This window comes from Pseudomonas schmalbachii (genome assembly GCF_017589465.1).
Taxonomy (GTDB): Bacteria; Pseudomonadota; Gammaproteobacteria; order Pseudomonadales; family Pseudomonadaceae; genus Pseudomonas; species Pseudomonas schmalbachii.
Genome location: NZ_JAELYA010000003.1, coordinates 294,680 through 311,872, shown reverse-complemented (window position 1 = coordinate 311,872; position 17,193 = coordinate 294,680). Strand labels below are relative to the sequence as shown.

The 17,193-nt window shown below is 62.9% G+C and carries 14 protein-coding genes and 1 pseudogene; 6 read left to right on the top strand and 9 right to left on the bottom strand.

All coding sequences use genetic code 11. The features are described 5' to 3' along the window. Positions 1-119: 119 nt before the first annotated feature. From JFY56_RS10165 to JFY56_RS10145, 5 genes are all read left to right on the top strand, one after another. A complete protein-coding gene (locus tag JFY56_RS10165) occupies positions 120-1,118 on the top strand; it encodes a zinc transporter ZntB (RefSeq protein WP_208313533.1) in 999 nt (332 codons plus the stop codon). Between the two features lie 53 nt (positions 1,119-1,171). Further along, a complete protein-coding gene (locus tag JFY56_RS10160) occupies positions 1,172-1,420 on the top strand; it encodes a CrfX protein (RefSeq protein ID WP_208313532.1) in 249 nt (82 codons plus the stop codon). A gap of 2 nt (positions 1,421-1,422) precedes the next feature. Beyond that, positions 1,423-2,247: a mechanosensitive ion channel family protein gene (locus JFY56_RS10155; RefSeq protein WP_208313531.1), complete on the top strand. Its 825-nt coding sequence runs from the start codon at positions 1,423-1,425 to the stop codon at positions 2,245-2,247. 74 nt (positions 2,248-2,321) lie between these two features. Then, complete coding sequence (sigX, locus tag JFY56_RS10150) at positions 2,322-2,912, top strand: RNA polymerase sigma factor SigX (protein WP_208313530.1); 591 nt, start codon at positions 2,322-2,324, stop codon at positions 2,910-2,912. A 109-nt stretch (positions 2,913-3,021) separates the two neighbouring features. Beyond that, positions 3,022-4,077, top strand: a complete 1,056-nt coding sequence (locus tag JFY56_RS10145; protein ID WP_208313529.1) for an OmpA family protein — start codon at positions 3,022-3,024, stop codon at positions 4,075-4,077. 63 nt (positions 4,078-4,140) lie between these two features. On the opposite strand, the gene cobA is transcribed toward JFY56_RS10145, so the two are convergent. From cobA to acnB, 9 genes and pseudogenes are all read right to left on the bottom strand, one after another. Beyond that, complete coding sequence (cobA, locus tag JFY56_RS10140; RefSeq protein WP_208313528.1) at positions 4,141-4,878, bottom strand: uroporphyrinogen-III C-methyltransferase; 738 nt, start codon at positions 4,876-4,878, stop codon at positions 4,141-4,143. Between the two features lie 129 nt (positions 4,879-5,007). Next, positions 5,008-6,237, bottom strand: a pseudogene (locus JFY56_RS10135) (NAD(P)/FAD-dependent oxidoreductase); the annotation flags it as partial. A gap of 270 nt (positions 6,238-6,507) precedes the next feature. Next, positions 6,508-8,202, bottom strand: coding sequence for a bifunctional protein-serine/threonine kinase/phosphatase (locus JFY56_RS10130; RefSeq protein ID WP_208313526.1), 1,695 nt, complete (start codon positions 8,200-8,202; stop codon positions 6,508-6,510). Further along, positions 8,199-9,410 carry a nitrate/nitrite transporter gene (locus JFY56_RS10125; protein ID WP_208313525.1) on the bottom strand — a complete coding sequence of 404 codons (1,212 nt, stop codon included), beginning with the start codon at positions 9,408-9,410 and terminating at the stop codon, positions 8,199-8,201. The genes JFY56_RS10130 and JFY56_RS10125 overlap by 4 nt, the downstream gene beginning before the upstream one ends. A 349-nt stretch (positions 9,411-9,759) precedes the next feature. Beyond that, entirely contained in the window at positions 9,760-10,209 is a 450-nt protein-coding gene (locus tag JFY56_RS10120) for a thioesterase family protein (RefSeq protein WP_208313524.1), read from the bottom strand. A 364-nt stretch (positions 10,210-10,573) separates the two neighbouring features. After that, a complete protein-coding gene (locus tag JFY56_RS10115; RefSeq protein ID WP_208313523.1) occupies positions 10,574-11,230 on the bottom strand; it encodes a hypothetical protein in 657 nt (218 codons plus the stop codon). 475 nt (positions 11,231-11,705) lie between these two features. Then, on the bottom strand, positions 11,706-12,284 hold the full coding sequence (locus JFY56_RS10110) for an ANTAR domain-containing response regulator (protein WP_208313522.1): 579 nt from the start codon (positions 12,282-12,284) through the stop codon (positions 11,706-11,708). Between the two features lie 8 nt (positions 12,285-12,292). Then, positions 12,293-13,498 (bottom strand): CmpA/NrtA family ABC transporter substrate-binding protein, encoded by a 1,206-nt coding sequence (locus tag JFY56_RS10105; protein WP_208313752.1) that lies wholly within the window; start codon positions 13,496-13,498, stop codon positions 12,293-12,295. 196 nt (positions 13,499-13,694) lie between these two features. Continuing rightward, positions 13,695-16,292 (bottom strand): bifunctional aconitate hydratase 2/2-methylisocitrate dehydratase, encoded by a 2,598-nt coding sequence (gene acnB / locus JFY56_RS10100; protein ID WP_208313521.1) that lies wholly within the window; start codon positions 16,290-16,292, stop codon positions 13,695-13,697. Between the two features lie 387 nt (positions 16,293-16,679). Between acnB and JFY56_RS10095 the strand changes: the two genes are divergently transcribed. After that, on the top strand, positions 16,680-17,156 hold the full coding sequence (locus JFY56_RS10095; protein WP_208313520.1) for a DUF1289 domain-containing protein: 477 nt from the start codon (positions 16,680-16,682) through the stop codon (positions 17,154-17,156). The last annotated feature ends 37 nt before the right edge of the window (positions 17,157-17,193 follow it).

The window sequence follows — 17,193 nt, the reverse complement described above, 5'->3', positions numbered from 1 at the left end:
GTTCGAGTCAATGTGGGGAGTCGTTGCAAATCAACGACTTCCAACATCCTCTGAGTAGCTCCTCAAGGGCGTTTCCCCCGGTGTTCACATGCAGCCGCGACCATCCAACGGGAGAACGGATGCAGCAATACGAAAGCGCTACCGAGCGCGGGCTTATCTATGGATACGTGCTGGATGGGCACGGCGGTGGCCGCCAGGTTTCGCGCGCCGAATTGCCGCTGCTCGACCTGACGCCGGAAGAGACCCTGTGGGTCCACTGGGATCGCGGAGTGCCGGAGGCCCAGGTCTGGCTGCGCGAGTCCAGCGACCTGAACGAGTTCGCCTGCGACCTGCTGCTCGAGGAGGCCACCCGCCCGCGGATCGTCGATCTGGGGGCCGAGCGCCTGCTGGTGTTCCTTCGCGGAGTGAACCTGAACCCCGGCGCGATGCCGGAGGACATGGTTTCCTTGCGCGTCTATATCGAGGGGCAGCGACTGATTTCCCTGCGCATGCGCTCGACCAAGGCGGTGGAAGAGATGCGTGCCGACCTTGCCGCCGGGCGCGGGCCGAAGACCAGTTCCGAGCTCCTGCTGGCTCTGGCGCACTACATGACGGATCGTGTGGACACACTGATCGGCGGACTTGCCGACCGGCTCGACGGCATGGAAGAGGCGATCGAGGAAGACGAGCGCAGCATTCCCGATCAGCATCAGTTGCGGACCTTGCGCCGCCGTGCTGCCGGCCTGCGCCGCTATCTGGCGCCGCAGCGCGACATCTATGCGCAACTGGTCAAGCTGAAGCTCTCATGGACCGTGGCCGACGATGCCGACTACTGGAACGAGCTGTACAACAGCCTGACGCGCAACCTCGAGGAGCTTGAGCTGGTTCGCGAGCGGATCAGCCTGATCCAGGAGGCGGAGCACCGGCGGATGACCGAAAGAATGAACCGCACGATGTATCTGCTTGGTATCATTACCGGCTTCTTCCTGCCCATGAGCTTCGTGACCGGACTACTCGGCATCAACGTGGGCGGGATTCCCGGGTCGAGCGCGCCCTACGGCTTTGCCATCGCATGCCTGGTCATTGCCGGCATCGCACTGTTCCAGTGGTGGATATTCCGCCGCCTGCGCTGGCTCTGATGTGACTTGTGAATCAGGGACTGCGTCAAGCACCACACATAGGCGAGGTATGCATGCACGATCCATTCGAAGAGTCCCTGCGCGATCTGCTGCGGATGCCTCCGGAGCAGCCGGACGACGAGGCACGCCTGGGACGGGTGCTGAAAACCGCCAACCGCCAGGTCGGCGCCGGCGACCTGTTCAGCCTGATGGGTCACTGGCTGGAAGCGCTGCTGATCGGAATCAGCAAAGGCGCCCCGCACCTTGCCCCCGTATCGCGTCAAACACAGAATTCCGCACCTTCCGCTGACAAGGCCGACTGAACATGCAATTCGACATCTGGACGCAAAGCCTGCTCACAGCCATGAACACCCTGTGGGGCAAGCTGGCCGGCTTCATTCCCAACCTGCTCGGCGCACTGGTCGTGGTGTTGCTTGGCTTCGTGGTGGCCAAGCTGCTCGACACGCTGCTGTCCAAGCTGCTCGCCAAGCTCGGCCTGGACCGCCTGATGGCCGGCACCGGCCTGACCAAGCTGCTGGTGCGCGCGGGTATCCAGGTTCCGGTGTCGACACTGGTCGGCAAGATCGTCTACTGGTTCGTCCTGCTGATCTTCCTGGTTTCCGCGGCCGAATCCCTGGGCCTGCAGCGGGTTTCGGCAACCCTGGACATGCTCGCCCTGTACCTGCCGAAAGTCTTCGGCGCGGCCCTGGTGCTGATCGTCGGCGTGCTGCTGGCGCAACTGGCGAACAGCCTGGTGCGTGGCGCTGCCGATGGCGTCGGCCTGGAATATGCGAGCGGGCTGGGTCGGGTCGCGCAATGGATGGTCATCATCATCAGCATCTCGGTGGCCATCGGCCAGCTGGAAGTGAAGACCGACCTGCTGAACAACATCATTGCCATCGTGCTGATCTCCGTTGGCCTGGCAGCCGCTCTGGCACTGGGCCTGGGCAGTCGCGAAGTGGCCAGCCAGATCATCGCGGGCATCTATGTGCGGGAGCTGTACCAGGTCGGGCAGCAAGTGAAAGTGGCTGATGTCGAAGGCATCATCGAAGAAATTGGTACTATCAAGACTATTCTGCTGACGGATGACGGCGAGTTGGTGTCCATTGCCAACCGCAGTCTGCTCGATCAGCGTGTGACCAGTCGCTGAGATGATCCCGAATCGCACCGATGCCGCTCGCGTAGAGTTGCATCGGTTCCCGACCTGACCCGGCCAGACCCGACTTGAACAAGCCGCATTCACTGTCATTGCGCTATGACCCGCGCCAGCTCACCGATGAGGAGTTGGTTCAACGCTCTCACGAGGAATTGTTCCATGTGACGCGGGCCTATGAAGAGCTGATGCGTCGCTATCAGCGGACCTTGTTCAACGTTTGTGCGCGCTATCTGGGCAATGACCGCGATGCGGATGATGTATGTCAGGAAGTGATGCTGAAGGTTCTGTATGGGCTGAAGAACTTCGAAGGCAAGTCGAAGTTCAAAACATGGCTATACAGCATCACTTACAACGAGTGCATTACCCAGTATCGCAAGGAACGCCGCAAACGACGGTTACTTGACGCGCTGAGCCTCGATCCGATCGAAGAGGCGTCGGAGGAAAGGGCTCCCAAGGTCGAGGAACGGGGAGGGCTGGACCGTTGGCTAGTTCATGTCAATCCCATCGATCGGGAAATTCTGGTTCTGCGCTTTGTTGCGGAACTGGAGTTCCAGGAGATCGCCGACATCATGCATATGGGCCTGAGTGCGACAAAAATGCGCTACAAGCGAGCGCTCGACCGGTTGCGCGAAAAGTTTTCCACCGAGACGGAAACATAGTCCGGGAAATATTGTCCCTGCATATGGCAAGTTCTGATAAACTTGCAACCCAAGTTGTACGGCCTATAGTTCGGGCAACTTGAATACCACCAAGATGGGGATTTAACGGATGAAACTGAAGAACACCTTAGGCGTCGTTGTTGGCTCGTTGATCGCCGCCTCCGCTGTGAATGCCTTCGCTCAAGGCCAGGGCTCGGTCGAAACGGAACTCTTCGGCAAGCGCTATTTCACCGATAGCGTTCGCGACATGAAGAACGGCAATCTGTATGGCGGCTCGATCGGCTACTTCCTGACCGATGACGTCGAGCTGGCGCTGTCCTATGGTGAGTACCACGACATTCGTGGCACCAACGAAACCGGTAACAAGAAGGTCCATGGCAACCTGAGCTCCCTGGATGCCATCTACCACTTCGGTACCCCGGGTGCCGCCTCGCTGCGTCCCTACGTCTCCGCAGGCCTGGGCCACCAGAGCATCACCAACATCCACGACGCCAACGGCAGCCGTCAGAACCTGACCATGGCCAACCTCGGCGCCGGCCTGAAGTACTACTTCACCGAAAACTTCTTCGCCAAGGCCAGCCTCGATGGCCAGTACGGTCTGGAGAAGCGTGACAACGGTCACCAGGGCGAGTGGATGGCTGGCCTGGGCGTCGGCATGAACTTCGGTGGCGGTGCCGCTGCTCCGGCTCCGGAACCGGTTGCCGAAGTGTGCGCCGACTCCGACAACGACGGCGTCTGCGACAACGTCGACAAGTGCCCGGACACCCCGGCCAACGTCACCGTTGACGCCAATGGCTGCCCGGCCGTGGCTGAAGTCGTTCGCGTCCAGCTGGACGTGAAATTCGACTTCGACAAGGCGAAAGTGAAGGAAAACAGCTACGCGGACATCAAGAACCTGGCTGACTTCATGAATCAATACCCGTCCACCAACACCACCGTTGAAGGCCACACCGACTCCGTCGGCACCGACGCCTACAACCAGAAACTGTCCGAGCGCCGCGCCAATGCCGTTCGTGACGTACTGGTCAACGAGTACGGTGTAGAAGGCGGCCGCGTAGACGCAGTTGGCTACGGCGAGAGCCGTCCGGTTGCTGACAACGCCACCGCTGAAGGCCGCGCCGTCAACCGTCGCGTAGAAGCCGAAGTGGAAGCTCAGGCCAAGTAATCCGGTCCGAGTTACAGGAAAAACCCGACTTCGGTCGGGTTTTTCTTTGCCTGCGAAAAAGTCTCAGGCCGTGCGTGCCAGCAGCTGTTCGGCGCCTGCAGCGGCTACTTCGCCAATCACCAGAATCGCCGGGCTCTTCAGCTCGAAGCGGGTGGCATCGCGGGCCATGTCGCCCAGGTGGCTGCGGCATTCGCGCTGCCAGGGGAGGGAGGCGTTCTCGATCATCGCCACCGGCATGGCGGACGGCATGCCGCCGTCCAGCAGGCCTTGCTGGATTTCTGCCAGACGCGCGACGCCCATGTACACCACCAGGGTGGTTCCGCTTTGGGCCAGGGCTGCCCAGTTCGGCTCGCTGTCGTCCTGGGTGTGGGCCGTGACCAGCGTCACCCCGCGACTGATTCCGCGCAGGGTCAGCGGAATGCCACATTGCGTAGCCCCGGCCAGGCCGGCGGTGATGCCGTTGACCAGCTCGCAGTCGATACCGCGGGCGCCCAGCCATTCGGCTTCCTCGCCACCGCGCCCGAAGATGCACGGGTCGCCGCCCTTGAGGCGAGCCACGCATCTGTCCTGACGGGCGTAGCGCAGCATCAGCCGATGGATGAAGGCCTGCGGCGTGGAGCGGCAGCCACCGCGTTTGCCAACGCGAACCACCCGCGCCGAAGGGCAGTGTTCCAGGACTGCCGGGTTGACCAGATCATCGATCAGGACCACCTCGGCCTGCCGCAGTGCGCGCACTGCCTTGAGAGTCAGCAGTTCCGGGTCGCCCGGACCCGCGCCGATCAGCCAGACCTTTCCGCTCATGCTTCTTTCCTCCGCTCACCGCCCTGGAAGGGCGACTGCCGGGCAGTACGTCCGCCTGTCCCGCGCTATGGGTTGCATTCCTGCGTCCGGGGTGGACGCGATTGACAGTGGTTCGCTGTTTCAGCCGGACTGGGTTCCGTTTTCCTTCACCGCATTCGGCTCGCCGATGACCATCGACGTCAGGTGCTCGCGGATGTTCGTCCCGGCGCACATCTGGCTGTAGTACCAGTCCTCGTTGGCGGTGTTGCCGTACAGGCAGGCACCGACCAGCACGTCGTTGCGCAGCACCAGCTTCCGGTAAGTACCGCTCTCCGGGTCGGAGAAGGTGAAGGTCTCGGTGCCGGCGCCGCCCATGAACTCCCCGGCGGAGAACATATCGATGCCGGTCACTTTCAGCCGGGTCGCGGGCAGCGGGCTGTTGTAGCGGGCGATGCCGAACTGGGCCAGATGGTTGGCGCAGACCCTGGCCTGTTCGAGCAGCGGCCCGAGCAGGCCGTAGGTGGTGCCGCGATGGTTCGCGCATTCGCCCAGGGCATAAATGCACGGGTCGTAGGTTTGCAGCGTGTCGTTGACCAGGATGCCCTGGTTGCAGGGGATTCCCGCTTCTTCGGCGAGACGGGTGTTCGGCCGGATGCCAGCGGCCATGACCACCAGGTCGGCGGGGATCGCATCGCCACTGTTGAACTGCAGGGCGCAGACGCGGCCATCGCCGTTGTCCAGCAGTTCCTCGCTCTGTTCGCCGATGCGGAAGTGAATGCCGCGCTGTTCCAGCGCCCGCTGCAGCAGCTTGCCCGCCGTGCGGTCGAGCTGGCGTTCCAGCAGCCAATCGGCTTCGTGAACCACGGTCACGTCCATGCCGCGCTGCCGCAGGCCGTTGGCGGCTTCCAGCCCGAGCAGGCCGCCGCCGATGACTACCGCATGGCTGTGTGTGGAGGACGCTTCCATCATCGTCCGCGCATCGGCGATATCCCGATAACCGATCACGCCCTGCAGGCGGTTGCCGGGGATGGGCAGTCTTACCGGGATGGACCCGGTGGCGATCAGCAGCCGGTCATACTCCGCGACCGTGCCGTCGGCGGCGACGACCTTGCGCTGCTGGCGATCGATCTTCACCGCCGGGCTGCCGGACAGCAGTCTGATGCCGTTCTGCGCGTACCAGTCGAAGTCATTGAGGACGATTTCCTCGAAGCGCTGTTCGCCGGCCAGCAGCGGAGACAGCAGCAGACGGTTGTAGTTGGGATGGGGCTCGGCGCCGAACACGGTGATTTCGTACAGATCGGGGGCGAGCTGGAGCAGTTCTTCCAGGGTGCGGACACCGGCCATGCCGTTGCCGATCAACACCAGCTTGAGTTTTTTCATGCGAGGGATCTCCTGCAGAAAAATCGCGGAAAACAAAAAAGGCGTCCCGCCGGTTGCCCGGCAAGGACGCCTTTGTCCAGTTCCCGTTCTATCGGGATACGCCGGTCTCGTCGTTGAGGCCTGCGCTTTGTGGTCTTGTTGCAGTGTTCAAAGCAGGCGGCGTGCCAATCGTTGAAAAAGCGCTTTCTTCAGGGGCTGCTGACGTTTCGCGGGTGTCGGCTGTTCGCCGGATGCACTGCGATGATGCGTGGCGGGCCGATGTGGTGCGGCTCAACCCTTCAGCATCCAGAGCAGCAGGAGCAGGTTCAGCGCCAACGAGCCCAGCGCGATGGCACGCCAGACTCTCAGCGGTTCACGTTCGAGCAATGGGCGCGGGCGCTGTGGGGCCTGGCGCTCGCCTTGCTCCAGGGCGAGCAGGGCTTCCTCGGCGGTCTCGAAGCGTTGCTGCGGATTGCTTGCCAGCAGCTTGAGCAGCCAGTCGTCCAGCCAGGCTGGAAGGTCGGGCCGATAGCGGCTGGCGGGTGTCGGTGTGCCGAAGCGTGGGTGCTGGAAGGCTTCGATCTCGCCGTAGGGATAGTGCCCGGTGAGCAGGCGGTAGAGCGTCACTCCGGCGGCGTAGAGGTCCTGGCGCGCATCCGGTCCGGCGCCGTGGAAGGCTTCCGGCGCCAGATAGCTCGGCGTGCCGGGCAGGCTGTGCGGTTCGTCGCCGGACAGCCCCGGGCAATAGGCCAGGCCGAAGTCGAGCAGGCGCAGTTCGCCATCGTCGCCAAGATGGAGGTTTTCCGGCTTGATGTCGCGGTGCAGGATGTTGCGCCGGTGCAGTTGGCCGATAGCCCGCAGCAGCCGCGGCGCCTGCTCCTGCCACTGATTGAGCGGCATGAGGCCGTTCTGTCGCAGCTCATCCGCGAAGGTCCGTCCCGGGTATTCGCGCATCACGTAGTAGAGATGCTGCCGTTGCGGCAGGCTGTGCAGCTCCGGGAAGTGGCGGCTCTGCACGCGGCGCAGGAACCATTCCTCCAGCAATAGCGACTGGCCGTCGTGTTCGCTGGGCGGCAGCGTTTTCAGCAGCCACGGGCGATTCTGCGCATCGCGTACCCGATAGATCAGCGACTGGCGTGATTGGCCCAATCTGGACTCGACTCGCCAGCCTTCGAAGTCCTGACCGTCGCGCAGCGTTGGCGGCACCGGCCAGTGATCGAGTTGCGCCAGTGCATCGCCCAGCGCCGCTGCGGGGAGGTCGTCGACGCGCACCAGCAGGGCGCTGGCGTTGTCCTGGCTACCCGCCAGATGGGCAGCGCTGACCAGTGCCTCGGCGCAGCCCTGCAGAGTTTGCGCGTCCTGCAGGATGTTACGGATGCCGTTGTCGCCGAGAGTCGCCCAGACGCCGTCGCTGACCAGCAGGAAGCTCTGCCCGGCCTCCAGTTCGCCGTCTCGATAGTCCACTACCAGATGCTGGTCGAGGCCGAGGGCGCGCTTGAGCACATGCTGCATGCCCGGTTGTTCCCAGACGTGATCCTGGGTCAGGCATTCCAGTTGCCCGCCATGCCAGCGATACAGCCGGCAATCGCCGACATGGGCGAGGGTGAAGCGCCTGCCGCGCAGCACCAGCGCCGTCAGCGTGGTCAGCAGCGGCTGGCCGCCACCGTTGGCCTGCAGCCAGCGGTTGTGCGAGAGCAGCAGGCGGTCCAGGGCCTGCGCCACGGCCCAGGTTTCCGGCGTGGCGTAATAGTCCACCGCCAGTGCCTGCAGCGTCAGCCGCGCCGCCAGGCCGCCGTCGGCGCACTGGCTGACGCCATCGGAGAGGGCGAACAGGTGCCCCTTGCTGGCCGCCAGCGCGGCCGGAGGGGTGGCGACGCGGATGGCATCCTGGTTTTCCGTCCGCGGGCCGGTGGCGCTGGCCTGGGCGAAGCTCAGGCGCAGAGCGCCCGAGCCTTGCGCCTGATCGAAGGCGACGGCCTGGTTCATACGCGCGCCGCAGTGACGGCAGCGCTGCCCCAGGTGGTGCGCCAGCGGTTCTTCACTCCATGCAGGCCGAACCAGGCCAGCACGCCGAGGCTGGCGAACAGCCAGAGGCCGAGCTGGTAGTCACCGGTGGTCTGCTTGATCGCGCCGAGCCCGGCGGTCAGGCAGAAGCCGCCGATGCCGCCGGCCATGCCGATCAGCCCGGTCATCACCCCGATGGTTTGGCGGAAGCGTTGCGGCACCAGTTGGAACACCGCGCCGTTACCCGCGCCGAGGCTGAGCATGGCGATCACGAACAGACCCAGGGCCGCGACCGCGCTGGGCAGGTGGAAGCCCACGGCGGCGATGCAGATCGAGGCGACGGTGTACATCGCCAGCAGACTGCGGATGCCGCCGATGCGGTCGGCCAGGGCACCGCCGAGGGGGCGCATCAGGCTGCCGGCGAACACGCAGGCGGCGGTGTAGTAGCCGGCTTTCACCGGGTCGAGGCCGTACTGGTCGTGGAAGTAGCCGGGCAGGGTGCTCGCCAGTCCGAGGAAGCCGCCGAAGGTCACGCTGTAGAAGAACATGAACCACCAGCTGTCGCGGTCGCCCAGCGCCTTGAGGTAGTCGGCCAGCGATTTGGCGGCCGGGCGCTCCGGCGCATTGCGGGCGACCATGGCGAATACCACGAGGGTCAGGATCAGCGGGATCAGCGCGAAGCCGAAGACATTCTGCCAGCCAAAGGCGGCGGCGATAGCCGGGGCGAACAGCGCGGCGAGCACGGTGCCGGAGTTGCCCGCACCGGCGATACCCATCGCCTTGCCCTGGTGTTGCGGCGGATACCACTGCGAAGCCAGCGGCAGGGCGACGGCGAAGGACGCACCGGCCATGCCCAGCAGCACACCGAGCAGCAGAGCCTGTTCGAGATTGTGGATGCCGAGCTGCCAGGCGCCGATCAGCGCGGCGATGACGATCACCTGGCCGAATATCCCGGCACTCTTCGGCGACCAGCGATCGGCCAGCAGGCCCATGAGGAAGCGCAGCACCGCGCCGGAAAGGATCGGCGTGGCCACCATCAGCGCACGTTCCTGGGTGGTCAGCTGCAGGTCGGCGGCGATCTGCACGGCCAGCGGGCCGAGCACGTACCACACCATGAAGCTCAGGTCGAAATAGAGGAATGCGGCGAACAGCGTCGGCGCGTGGCCGGCCTTCCAGAAGCTTGTATTCATTGAACACCTCGTCTGCAACGGTTGAGTACCCGCCTCGTTGCCCGCGCTGCACGCAGCAGGGCTGGCCGGGTTCCTGGATGTCCCGCTGGACGTCCCGCAGGACGTCCGCGCCCCAGCACCGGGGCGAAACGAAAAAGGCGCCGCTCCACCCACCGCAGAGCGGGTGTGGAAGCGACGCCTTTGTCGTTGAGTTGGGTAACCGCCGTTGATTACCACCGAGGGTGACTCAGCAAATGCCGGGCCAGTTTCGTCCAGTGGCCGTTTCAGGCCCCTGCGTCAGGTGTGGTCCATGCAGGCTGGGCCACAACGGGGCGCTGCAAGGGCCGAGCTGCTCCCGCTTGGGGCATCTTCAGCCGAGCCAGTTGGCTTGCGGGGGGAGTGCCTTGCGGACGTTTTCCGGGATGGGGACGACCTTGCGTTCGCGGTAGTTGAAGAACACGAAGCCGGACTTGGCCATGGCGATGAGCGTGTCGTCGCCGATGCGGGTGACGCGGAAGATGATGTCGCCGCCGTACTTGTTGAGATCCATCATGCCGATCTCGAAGCGCAACTTGTCGCGGGCGAAGGCCTCCGCACGGTAGGTAGTGGCCAGGTCGGTGGCGACATAGCCGATACCGTCGGCATCGACGCCCTCGGTGATATGGCATTCATAGAGGTAGCGCGCCCGCGCCTCGGAAATCATCGAGATCATGGTGTCGTTGCCCAGGTGGCCGCCGCCGTTGATGTCGGTGGTGCGCACGGTGAGAACGGTTTCGTAGCAATACAGGTGCTCTGGGAATTCCAGTTGCAGGCGGGCCATGACTACCTCGGATGGCGATGGAGTTCGATGCGGTCGCTGATTTTAGACGGGATCGACTAACGGGACGATCCTCCAAAGGGATAGTTCGCTCGGAGTAGGAACTATCTTGCAGGATCGATTGGCCAGGGGTTCGATGGAAGTCTTGCATATATGACTTGTCCAGTACGAGGATCGAACGGGCTGGCGGTTTTTACTGGCTGCCAATTGATGACTGGAACTTGGCGGGAGGTGGGGCGGGGGAGGAAGTTGCCGGGTGTGCCGTGGTGGAGTTCTTTTTGTAGTACCGGTGTTTTATAGAAATAATCTTATTGTTCGGCTTCCAGGTTTATATTCCTGAACTGGGCTTCCCTGCCCGGTATTGCTCTTACCAGGGGGCGAGAGCCGGATTCACACGGAATGTGGAGGTATCTTCCGGACGATTGGCTGCCCACTTGACCAGCATCATCATCGTAACGAAGCCAAGGCAGATGAAGAGCGGGTAAGCGAAGAGGATTTCCTGGAGGGAATACTTCCAGCTCAGCGGGCGGGCGATGCCCAGCATGGCTGCGTAGAACCAGGAGACGCCGGAAACAACACCGGAGAACACCGCCAGGGTGCGGGCGCCCGGTTTCAGCTTGAGCAGCGTGCCGGCCTTGATCATCCATGGCATTACCACGCTGTGCAGCAGGAAGCCATTGATGGTCAGCAGTACCACGATCAGCACTTTCGCCTGAAGTTTGGGGTTGAGGAAGTACTCGGCACCCTTGACGGCGTAGTCCATCAGGATGATTCCGATCCCGGTAACCCAGAGAACAGCAAGTGCAGCAAGTACGGTCTTTTTCAAGGTTTCAAGATGGTTTTTGTCGCTATGGGAGTCGTTTTTTCCCTGGATCAGTTGCTTGATCATGGCGAAGTCGCTGGTCAGGACCAGGCCAATTGCAACGCAGCAAGCGATCAGATGGGCATAAACAACACCCATGCGCATTAATTCCATGGTTGCTTCCTGCTTCAGCAAGGAAGTAAGAAAGTGGGACAGCTCCATGGGTTACCTCTTGTTTTAAAAATTAAGTTGATGTGCTGATGCAGTAGGGCACCGCTATATAGTTATAAGTCTCTTCGGACTTTGTTTTTGTCATGGTCAGGTTGTTCTGGTTATTCGGTACATGTATCTCATGTCTTCATGAGCCACTCCTCTTTCTTGAGACAGAGAATCCGCCTGCACGGAAAGACTGTGCATGGAGGATTGCTCCGAACTCGAGGGTTAGACATGCACACCTTTGGACGACCATAACTCAAGGGTGGCGCGATTAACTCGGGCTTCCATCTGAGTGCCACCGGCGCCGGATTGTTCAAAAAATGATCTGAAACCCGACAGGCGGCAGCGGTCGGAAAAGATATCTAAGGTCCTGAAAAGGCAAGGAAACCTTGCCAGAAGGGCGTTTCGGAGAGGTTCACTGGATTGGGCAAATATTCAGCAGATACATTGCTTAGCAAGCTATCTTTCGTGAATTGTGGTCTCACTGTCCGAGCATGTCGTGCATGGCGATGACCTGCTCGGCGACCTGGATCAGCTTCTGCTGCCGGCTCATGGCTTGGCGGCGCATCAGGGTGTAGGCTTCTTCCTCGGTGCAACCCTTCATTTTCATCAGCAGGCCCTTGGCGAGCTCGATGCGCTTGCGTTCGGTCAGTTGCTGCTCGCGAGCCTGCAGTTGCGCACGCAGGGCCTGGTCGCTCTCGAAGCGAGCCATGGCCACATCGAGGATGGGCTTCAGGCGCTCGCTCTGGATACCTTCGACGATATAGGCGCTGACGCCGGAACGGATGGCCTGGCGCATCACCTGCGGGTCGTTTTCGTCGGTGAACATCACGATCGGCCGTGGCTGGTCGCGGGACACCAGCACCACCTGTTCGAGAACATCGCGACCGGGGGACTCGGTGTCGATGAGAATGACGTCCGGATGCAGTGCCTCGACCCGCTGCGGCAGGTCGATGGTCAGCCCGGACTCGTCCACCACGTCGAAACCGGCTTCCATCAGCGCAGCTTTCAGGCGACCGACTTTTTTCGGGGTGTCGTTGATCAGCAGAACTCGCAGCATGGTCGTACTCAGATGGCCGTGGGCAGGTGTTCGTCGGACAGGGCGTCGATCGGGAAGCTGCGGGCATAGCTGGCCGGGTCGTGGCCATCCCATGTGCGTCCGTCGATCAGCGTGGAGCTGCGCAGCTCGGTATCCGCAACGGCAATGCCCAGCGCCTCGGCAGCTTCCCGGTACAGCTGCAATTGCTGCACCTGGCGGGCGATGCCGAGGTAGTCCGGGTCCTCGCGCAGCAGGCCCCAGCGGCGGAACTGGGTCATGAACCACATGCCATCCGACAGCCAGGGCATGTTGGCCTGTCCGTCAGCGAAGAAGCGCAGCGGGTGGGCATCCTGCCAGGCGTGGCCAAGGCCGTCCTGGTAACGACCGAGCAGGCGTGGCTCGATGCTCGACAGCGGCGCATCGACGTATTCCGCGCTACTGAGCAATTGCGCCACACCGCGCTGGTTCGCTTCGCTGGCCTCGATGAAGCGGCTGGCTTCGAGGACGCTCATCACCAGGGCGCGGGTGGCGTTGGGATACTGCTCGACGAAGGCGCGGGTGGCGCCGAGGACCTTTTCCGGGTGGTCCGGCCAGATCGTCTGGCTGGTCGCCAGGGTGAAGCCCATGTCTTCCTCGATCGCCAGGGCTCCCCACGGGCCGCCGGCGCAGAAGCCGTCGATCCGCCCGGCACGCAGGTGCGCGACCATCTGCGAGGGCGGAACCACCAGGGTGTTCACGTCGCGCAGCGGGTGAATGCCGTGGCTCGCCAGCCAGTAGTACAGCCAGAGTGCATGGGTGCCGGTAGGGAACGTGTGGGCAAGCGTCAGGCGCGCTCCATCCTGGTGCACGTGCCGCCGCAGTGCTTCGGCATCGGTCACGCCGTCGCGCATCAACGGTGCGGAGAGGTTGATCGCCTGGCCGTTCTGGCAGATGCCCATGAGTACTGCCATGTCGGTGGCCGGCGTGCCGCCGATGCCCAGTTGAACGCCGTAGATCAATCCATACAGGCCCAGGGCCGCATCCAGTTCGCCACTCAGCAGGCGGTCGCGAAGATTGGCCCAGGAGTTCTGCCGGTGCAGGTTGAGGGTCAGGCCGTACGGTTGGCCGAAGCCCTGCGTGGCAGCCACCACCAGCGATGCGGAGTCGGTGAGGGCCATGAAGCCGATGTTCAGTGCGCTCTTCTCCGGCGCGTCGGAGCCGGCTACCCAGGCCAGGCTGTCCGGACGCTTGTGCATGTTATCGCTCATTCCCACCTCTGAAACGAAAAGGCGCCGCCCGGCGCACAACGCGATGGTTGCGGGCGAAGGCGACGCCGTTGTCTGCCGTTGGGCCTCTGAATGAGTGGGAAACAGCAAGCGCTGTGCCAGGCGAATGTTTCGCGGAAAAGAAAAAGCCCCGCACTGGGCGGGGCTCCTTCATTGCCGGTAAGGCTTAGGCTTGAACGACCGGGATATTGGCGTTCGCAGCGGCTTCCTTGTACTCGGCGATCTGGTCGAAGCTCAGGTAGCGGTAGATATCGGCAGACATGCTGTCGATGTTCTTCGCGTACTCCATGTACTCCTCGACGGTCGGCAGCTTGCCGATGATCGAAGCGACCGCAGCCAGTTCGGCAGAGGCCAGGTACACGTTGGTCGAGTCGCCCAGACGGTTCGGGAAGTTACGGGTGGAGGTGGACACCACGGTGGCACCGGTCTGTACGCGAGCCTGGTTACCCATGCACAGCGAGCAGCCCGGCATTTCCATACGGGCGCCAGCGCGGCCGTAGATGCCGTAGTAGCCTTCCTCGGTCAGCTGGTGCTGGTCCATCTTGGTCGGCGGAGCCAGCCACAGACGGGTCGGGATGCCACCCTTGACCTTCTCCAGCAGCTTGCCGGCAGCGCGGAAGTGACCGATGTTGGTCATGCACGAACCGATGAACACTTCGTCGATCTTGTCGCCGGCAACGGCGGACAGCGGACGGGCATCGTCCGGATCGTTCGGGGCGCACAGGATCGGCTCGTTCACTTCGGCCAGATCGATCTCGATCACGGCGGCGTACTCGGCGTCCTTGTCCGCTTCCATCAGCTGCGGGTTGGCCAGCCATGCTTCCATCGCTTGGGCGCGACGCTCCATGGTGCGGGCATCGCCGTAGCCTTCGCCGATCATCCAGCGCAGCAGGGTGATGTTGGACTTCAGGTACTCGGCGATCGCATCTTCCGGCAGCTTGATGGTGCAACCGGCAGCGGAACGCTCGGCCGAGGCGTCGGACAGCTCGAAGGCTTGCTCGACGGTCAGGCCGTTCAGACCTTCGATCTCGAGGATGCGGCCGGAGAAGATGTTCTTCTTGCCTTTCTTCTCGACGGTCAGCAGGCCGGCCTTGATCGCGTAGTAGGGGATCGCATGCACCAGGTCACGCAGGGTGATGCCAGGCTGCATCTTGCCCTTGAAGCGAACCAGTACGGATTCCGGCATGTCCAGCGGCATTACGCCGGTGGCGGCGGCGAAGGCCACCAGGCCGGAACCGGCCGGGAAGGAGATGCCGATCGGGAAACGGGTGTGCGAGTCACCACCGGTACCGACGGTATCCGGCAGCAGCATGCGGTTCAGCCAGCTGTGGATGATGCCGTCGCCCGGACGCAGGGACACGCCGCCGCGGGTCATCATGAAGTCCGGCAGGGTGTGGTGGGTATTGACGTCGATCGGCTTCGGATAGGCAGCGGTGTGGCAGAAGGACTGCATCACCAGGTCGGCGGAGAAGCCCAGGCAAGCCAGGTCTTTCAGCTCGTCGCGGGTCATCGGGCCGGTGGTGTCCTGGGAGCCGACGGTGGTCATCTTCGGCTCGCAGTAGGTGCCCGGGCGAATGCCGGCTACGCCGCACGCCTGGCCGACCATCTTCTGCGCCAGGGTGAAGCCCTTGCCGCTGTCGGCAGGCTGTTCCGGCTTCTTGAACAGGTCGGAAGAACCCAGGCCCAGTTCGGCGCGGGCTTTCTCGGTCAGGCCACGGCCGACGATCAGCGGAATACGGCCACCGGCGCGTACTTCGTCGAGCAGAACCGGGGTCTTCAGTTCGAAGGTGGTAACGACTTCGCCGCTGTCATGACGGACGACCTTGCCTTCGTACGGGTAGATGTCGATGACATCGCCCATTGCCAGGTTGCTGCAATCGAACTCGATCGGCAGGGCGCCGGCGTCTTCCATGGTGTTGTAGAAGATCGGGGCGATCTTGCCGCCGAAGCAGAAGCCACCGGCGCGCTTGTTCGGCACGTAGGGGATGTCGTCGCCGAAGAACCACAGCACCGAGTTGGTGGCGGACTTACGGGAGGAACCGGTACCGACCACGTCACCGACGTAGGCGACCGGGAAGCCCTTGGCCTTGACGGCTTCGATCTGTGCCAGCGGGCCCTTGACGCCCGGCTCTTCCGGCTCGATGCCGTCGCGGGACATCTTCAGCATGGCGAGGGCATGCAGCGGGATGTCCGGACGCGACCAGGCGTCGGGAGCGGGGGACAGGTCGTCAGTGTTGGTTTCGCCCGGGACCTTGAATACGGTCAGGGTGATCTTGTCAGCCAGGGCAGGCTTGGCCTTGAACCACTCGGCATCGGCCCAGGACTGCAGTACGGCCTGGGCCGCGGCATTGCCCTTCTTGGCGCGTTCGGCGACGTCGTGGAAGGCATCGAACATCAGCAGGGTGTGCTTCAGCTGCTCGGCAGCGGCACCGGCCAGTTCGGTGTCCAGCAGTTCGACCAGGGTGGCGATGTTGTAGCCGCCCTGCATGGTGCCCAGCAGCTCGATGGCGCGGGCTTTGTCGATCAGCGGGGAGGTGGTTTCGCCCTTGGCGATGGCGGACAGGAAGCCGGCCTTGACGTAAGCCGCTTCGTCCACGCCCGGCGGAACGCGATTGGTGATCAGGTCGAGAAGGAGCTGCTCTTCGCCGGCCGGCGGGTTTTTCAGCAGCTCGACCAGGCCTGCGGTTTGCTCGGCGTTCAGCGGCTGGGGCACGATACCCAGTGCGGCGCGCTCTTCTACGTGTTTGCGGTAGGCTTCAAGCACAGTATTTCCCTCATCAGTGGTCCCGGAGGACGCGTATCCAGGAGGCCTCACCGATCCATTCGTCAGGCATGGTGGACGGTAATCCACGGACCTACGACGGCACCGGCGGTCTCCAGGCAGAAGCTGCTTTCAAAGTTTAACGCCGGAAGGCCTGGGACGAGGGTGGCTGGGCGCTTGAGGGAAGAGCCCACGCCAACGCGGCTGCCGGAATCTGTGCTCGTGACGCTTTGAAAACAGCTTCTAACGGACAATGATGCCAAAAAGGCGCGCTGATTCTAATGGAAAAGCCCGGCGAAAGTAAGTCGGGAAGTCATTCATGACAGGGTGATCTTGCCTAGGCAAAGGGCTAAGATGCCTTTTCGTTTTCTTCCCCCTTTTCCCTCCCGCATGTCTTCACAACGCATCAAAACGCCCTGTGTCGGGCTCTGTTCCACGGTCTACGGCGATCTTGTCTGCCGGGGCTGCAAGCGCTTTCACCATGAGGTGGTGAACTGGAACGTCTACGACGAGGACGAGAAGCGCGCCGTCTGGAAGCGCCTCGAAGTCCTGCTGGTGCAGGTGATGATGGCCAAGCTGGAGGTGTTCGACCCGCAGCGCCTGCGTATCCAGCTGGAGCAGCGGCAGATCCGCTTCGTCCCGGAGCAGTCGCCGTATTGCTGGGCCTACCAGTTGATCGCACGCGGGGCGCGGATGATCAACCAGCTGGATGCATATGGCCTGGCGCTGTTGCCGGAGTTTCGTGACTGGCAACTGCCGGACCTGCGCGACGCCATCGATCGCGAGTTCTTCCTGCTGTCCGAAGCGCACTACGAGCGCTACATCGCCCCGCGCTTCCTGCGCGAAGGCCTGGATCTGCGGGTTTGAGCGTTCGTACGGACAAGAAAAAGCCGCCTGCGAAGGC

Bases quoted from the DNA above. Each gene is read 5' to 3' on its own strand.
- JFY56_RS10130 (WP_208313526.1), bottom strand. From the start codon at position 8,202: ATGAACCAGGCCGTCGCCTTCGATCAGGCGCAAGGCTCGGGCGCTCTG.
- JFY56_RS10095 (WP_208313520.1), top strand. From the start codon at position 16,680: ATGTCTTCACAACGCATCAAAACGCCCTGTGTCGGGCTCTGTTCCACG.
- JFY56_RS10125 (WP_208313525.1), bottom strand. From the start codon at position 9,410: ATGAATACAAGCTTCTGGAAGGCCGGCCACGCGCCGACGCTGTTCGCC.
- JFY56_RS10115 (WP_208313523.1), bottom strand. From the start codon at position 11,230: ATGGAGCTGTCCCACTTTCTTACTTCCTTGCTGAAGCAGGAAGCAACC.
- JFY56_RS10110 (WP_208313522.1), bottom strand. From the start codon at position 12,284: ATGCTGCGAGTTCTGCTGATCAACGACACCCCGAAAAAAGTCGGTCGC.
- JFY56_RS10160 (WP_208313532.1), top strand. From the start codon at position 1,172: ATGCACGATCCATTCGAAGAGTCCCTGCGCGATCTGCTGCGGATGCCT.
- JFY56_RS10120 (WP_208313524.1), bottom strand. From the start codon at position 10,209: ATGGCCCGCCTGCAACTGGAATTCCCAGAGCACCTGTATTGCTACGAA.
- JFY56_RS10145 (WP_208313529.1), top strand. From the start codon at position 3,022: ATGAAACTGAAGAACACCTTAGGCGTCGTTGTTGGCTCGTTGATCGCC.
- JFY56_RS10155 (WP_208313531.1), top strand. From the start codon at position 1,423: ATGCAATTCGACATCTGGACGCAAAGCCTGCTCACAGCCATGAACACC.
- JFY56_RS10165 (WP_208313533.1), top strand. From the start codon at position 120: ATGCAGCAATACGAAAGCGCTACCGAGCGCGGGCTTATCTATGGATAC.
- JFY56_RS10105 (WP_208313752.1), bottom strand. From the start codon at position 13,498: ATGCACAAGCGTCCGGACAGCCTGGCCTGGGTAGCCGGCTCCGACGCG.
- cobA (WP_208313528.1), bottom strand. From the start codon at position 4,878: ATGAGCGGAAAGGTCTGGCTGATCGGCGCGGGTCCGGGCGACCCGGAA.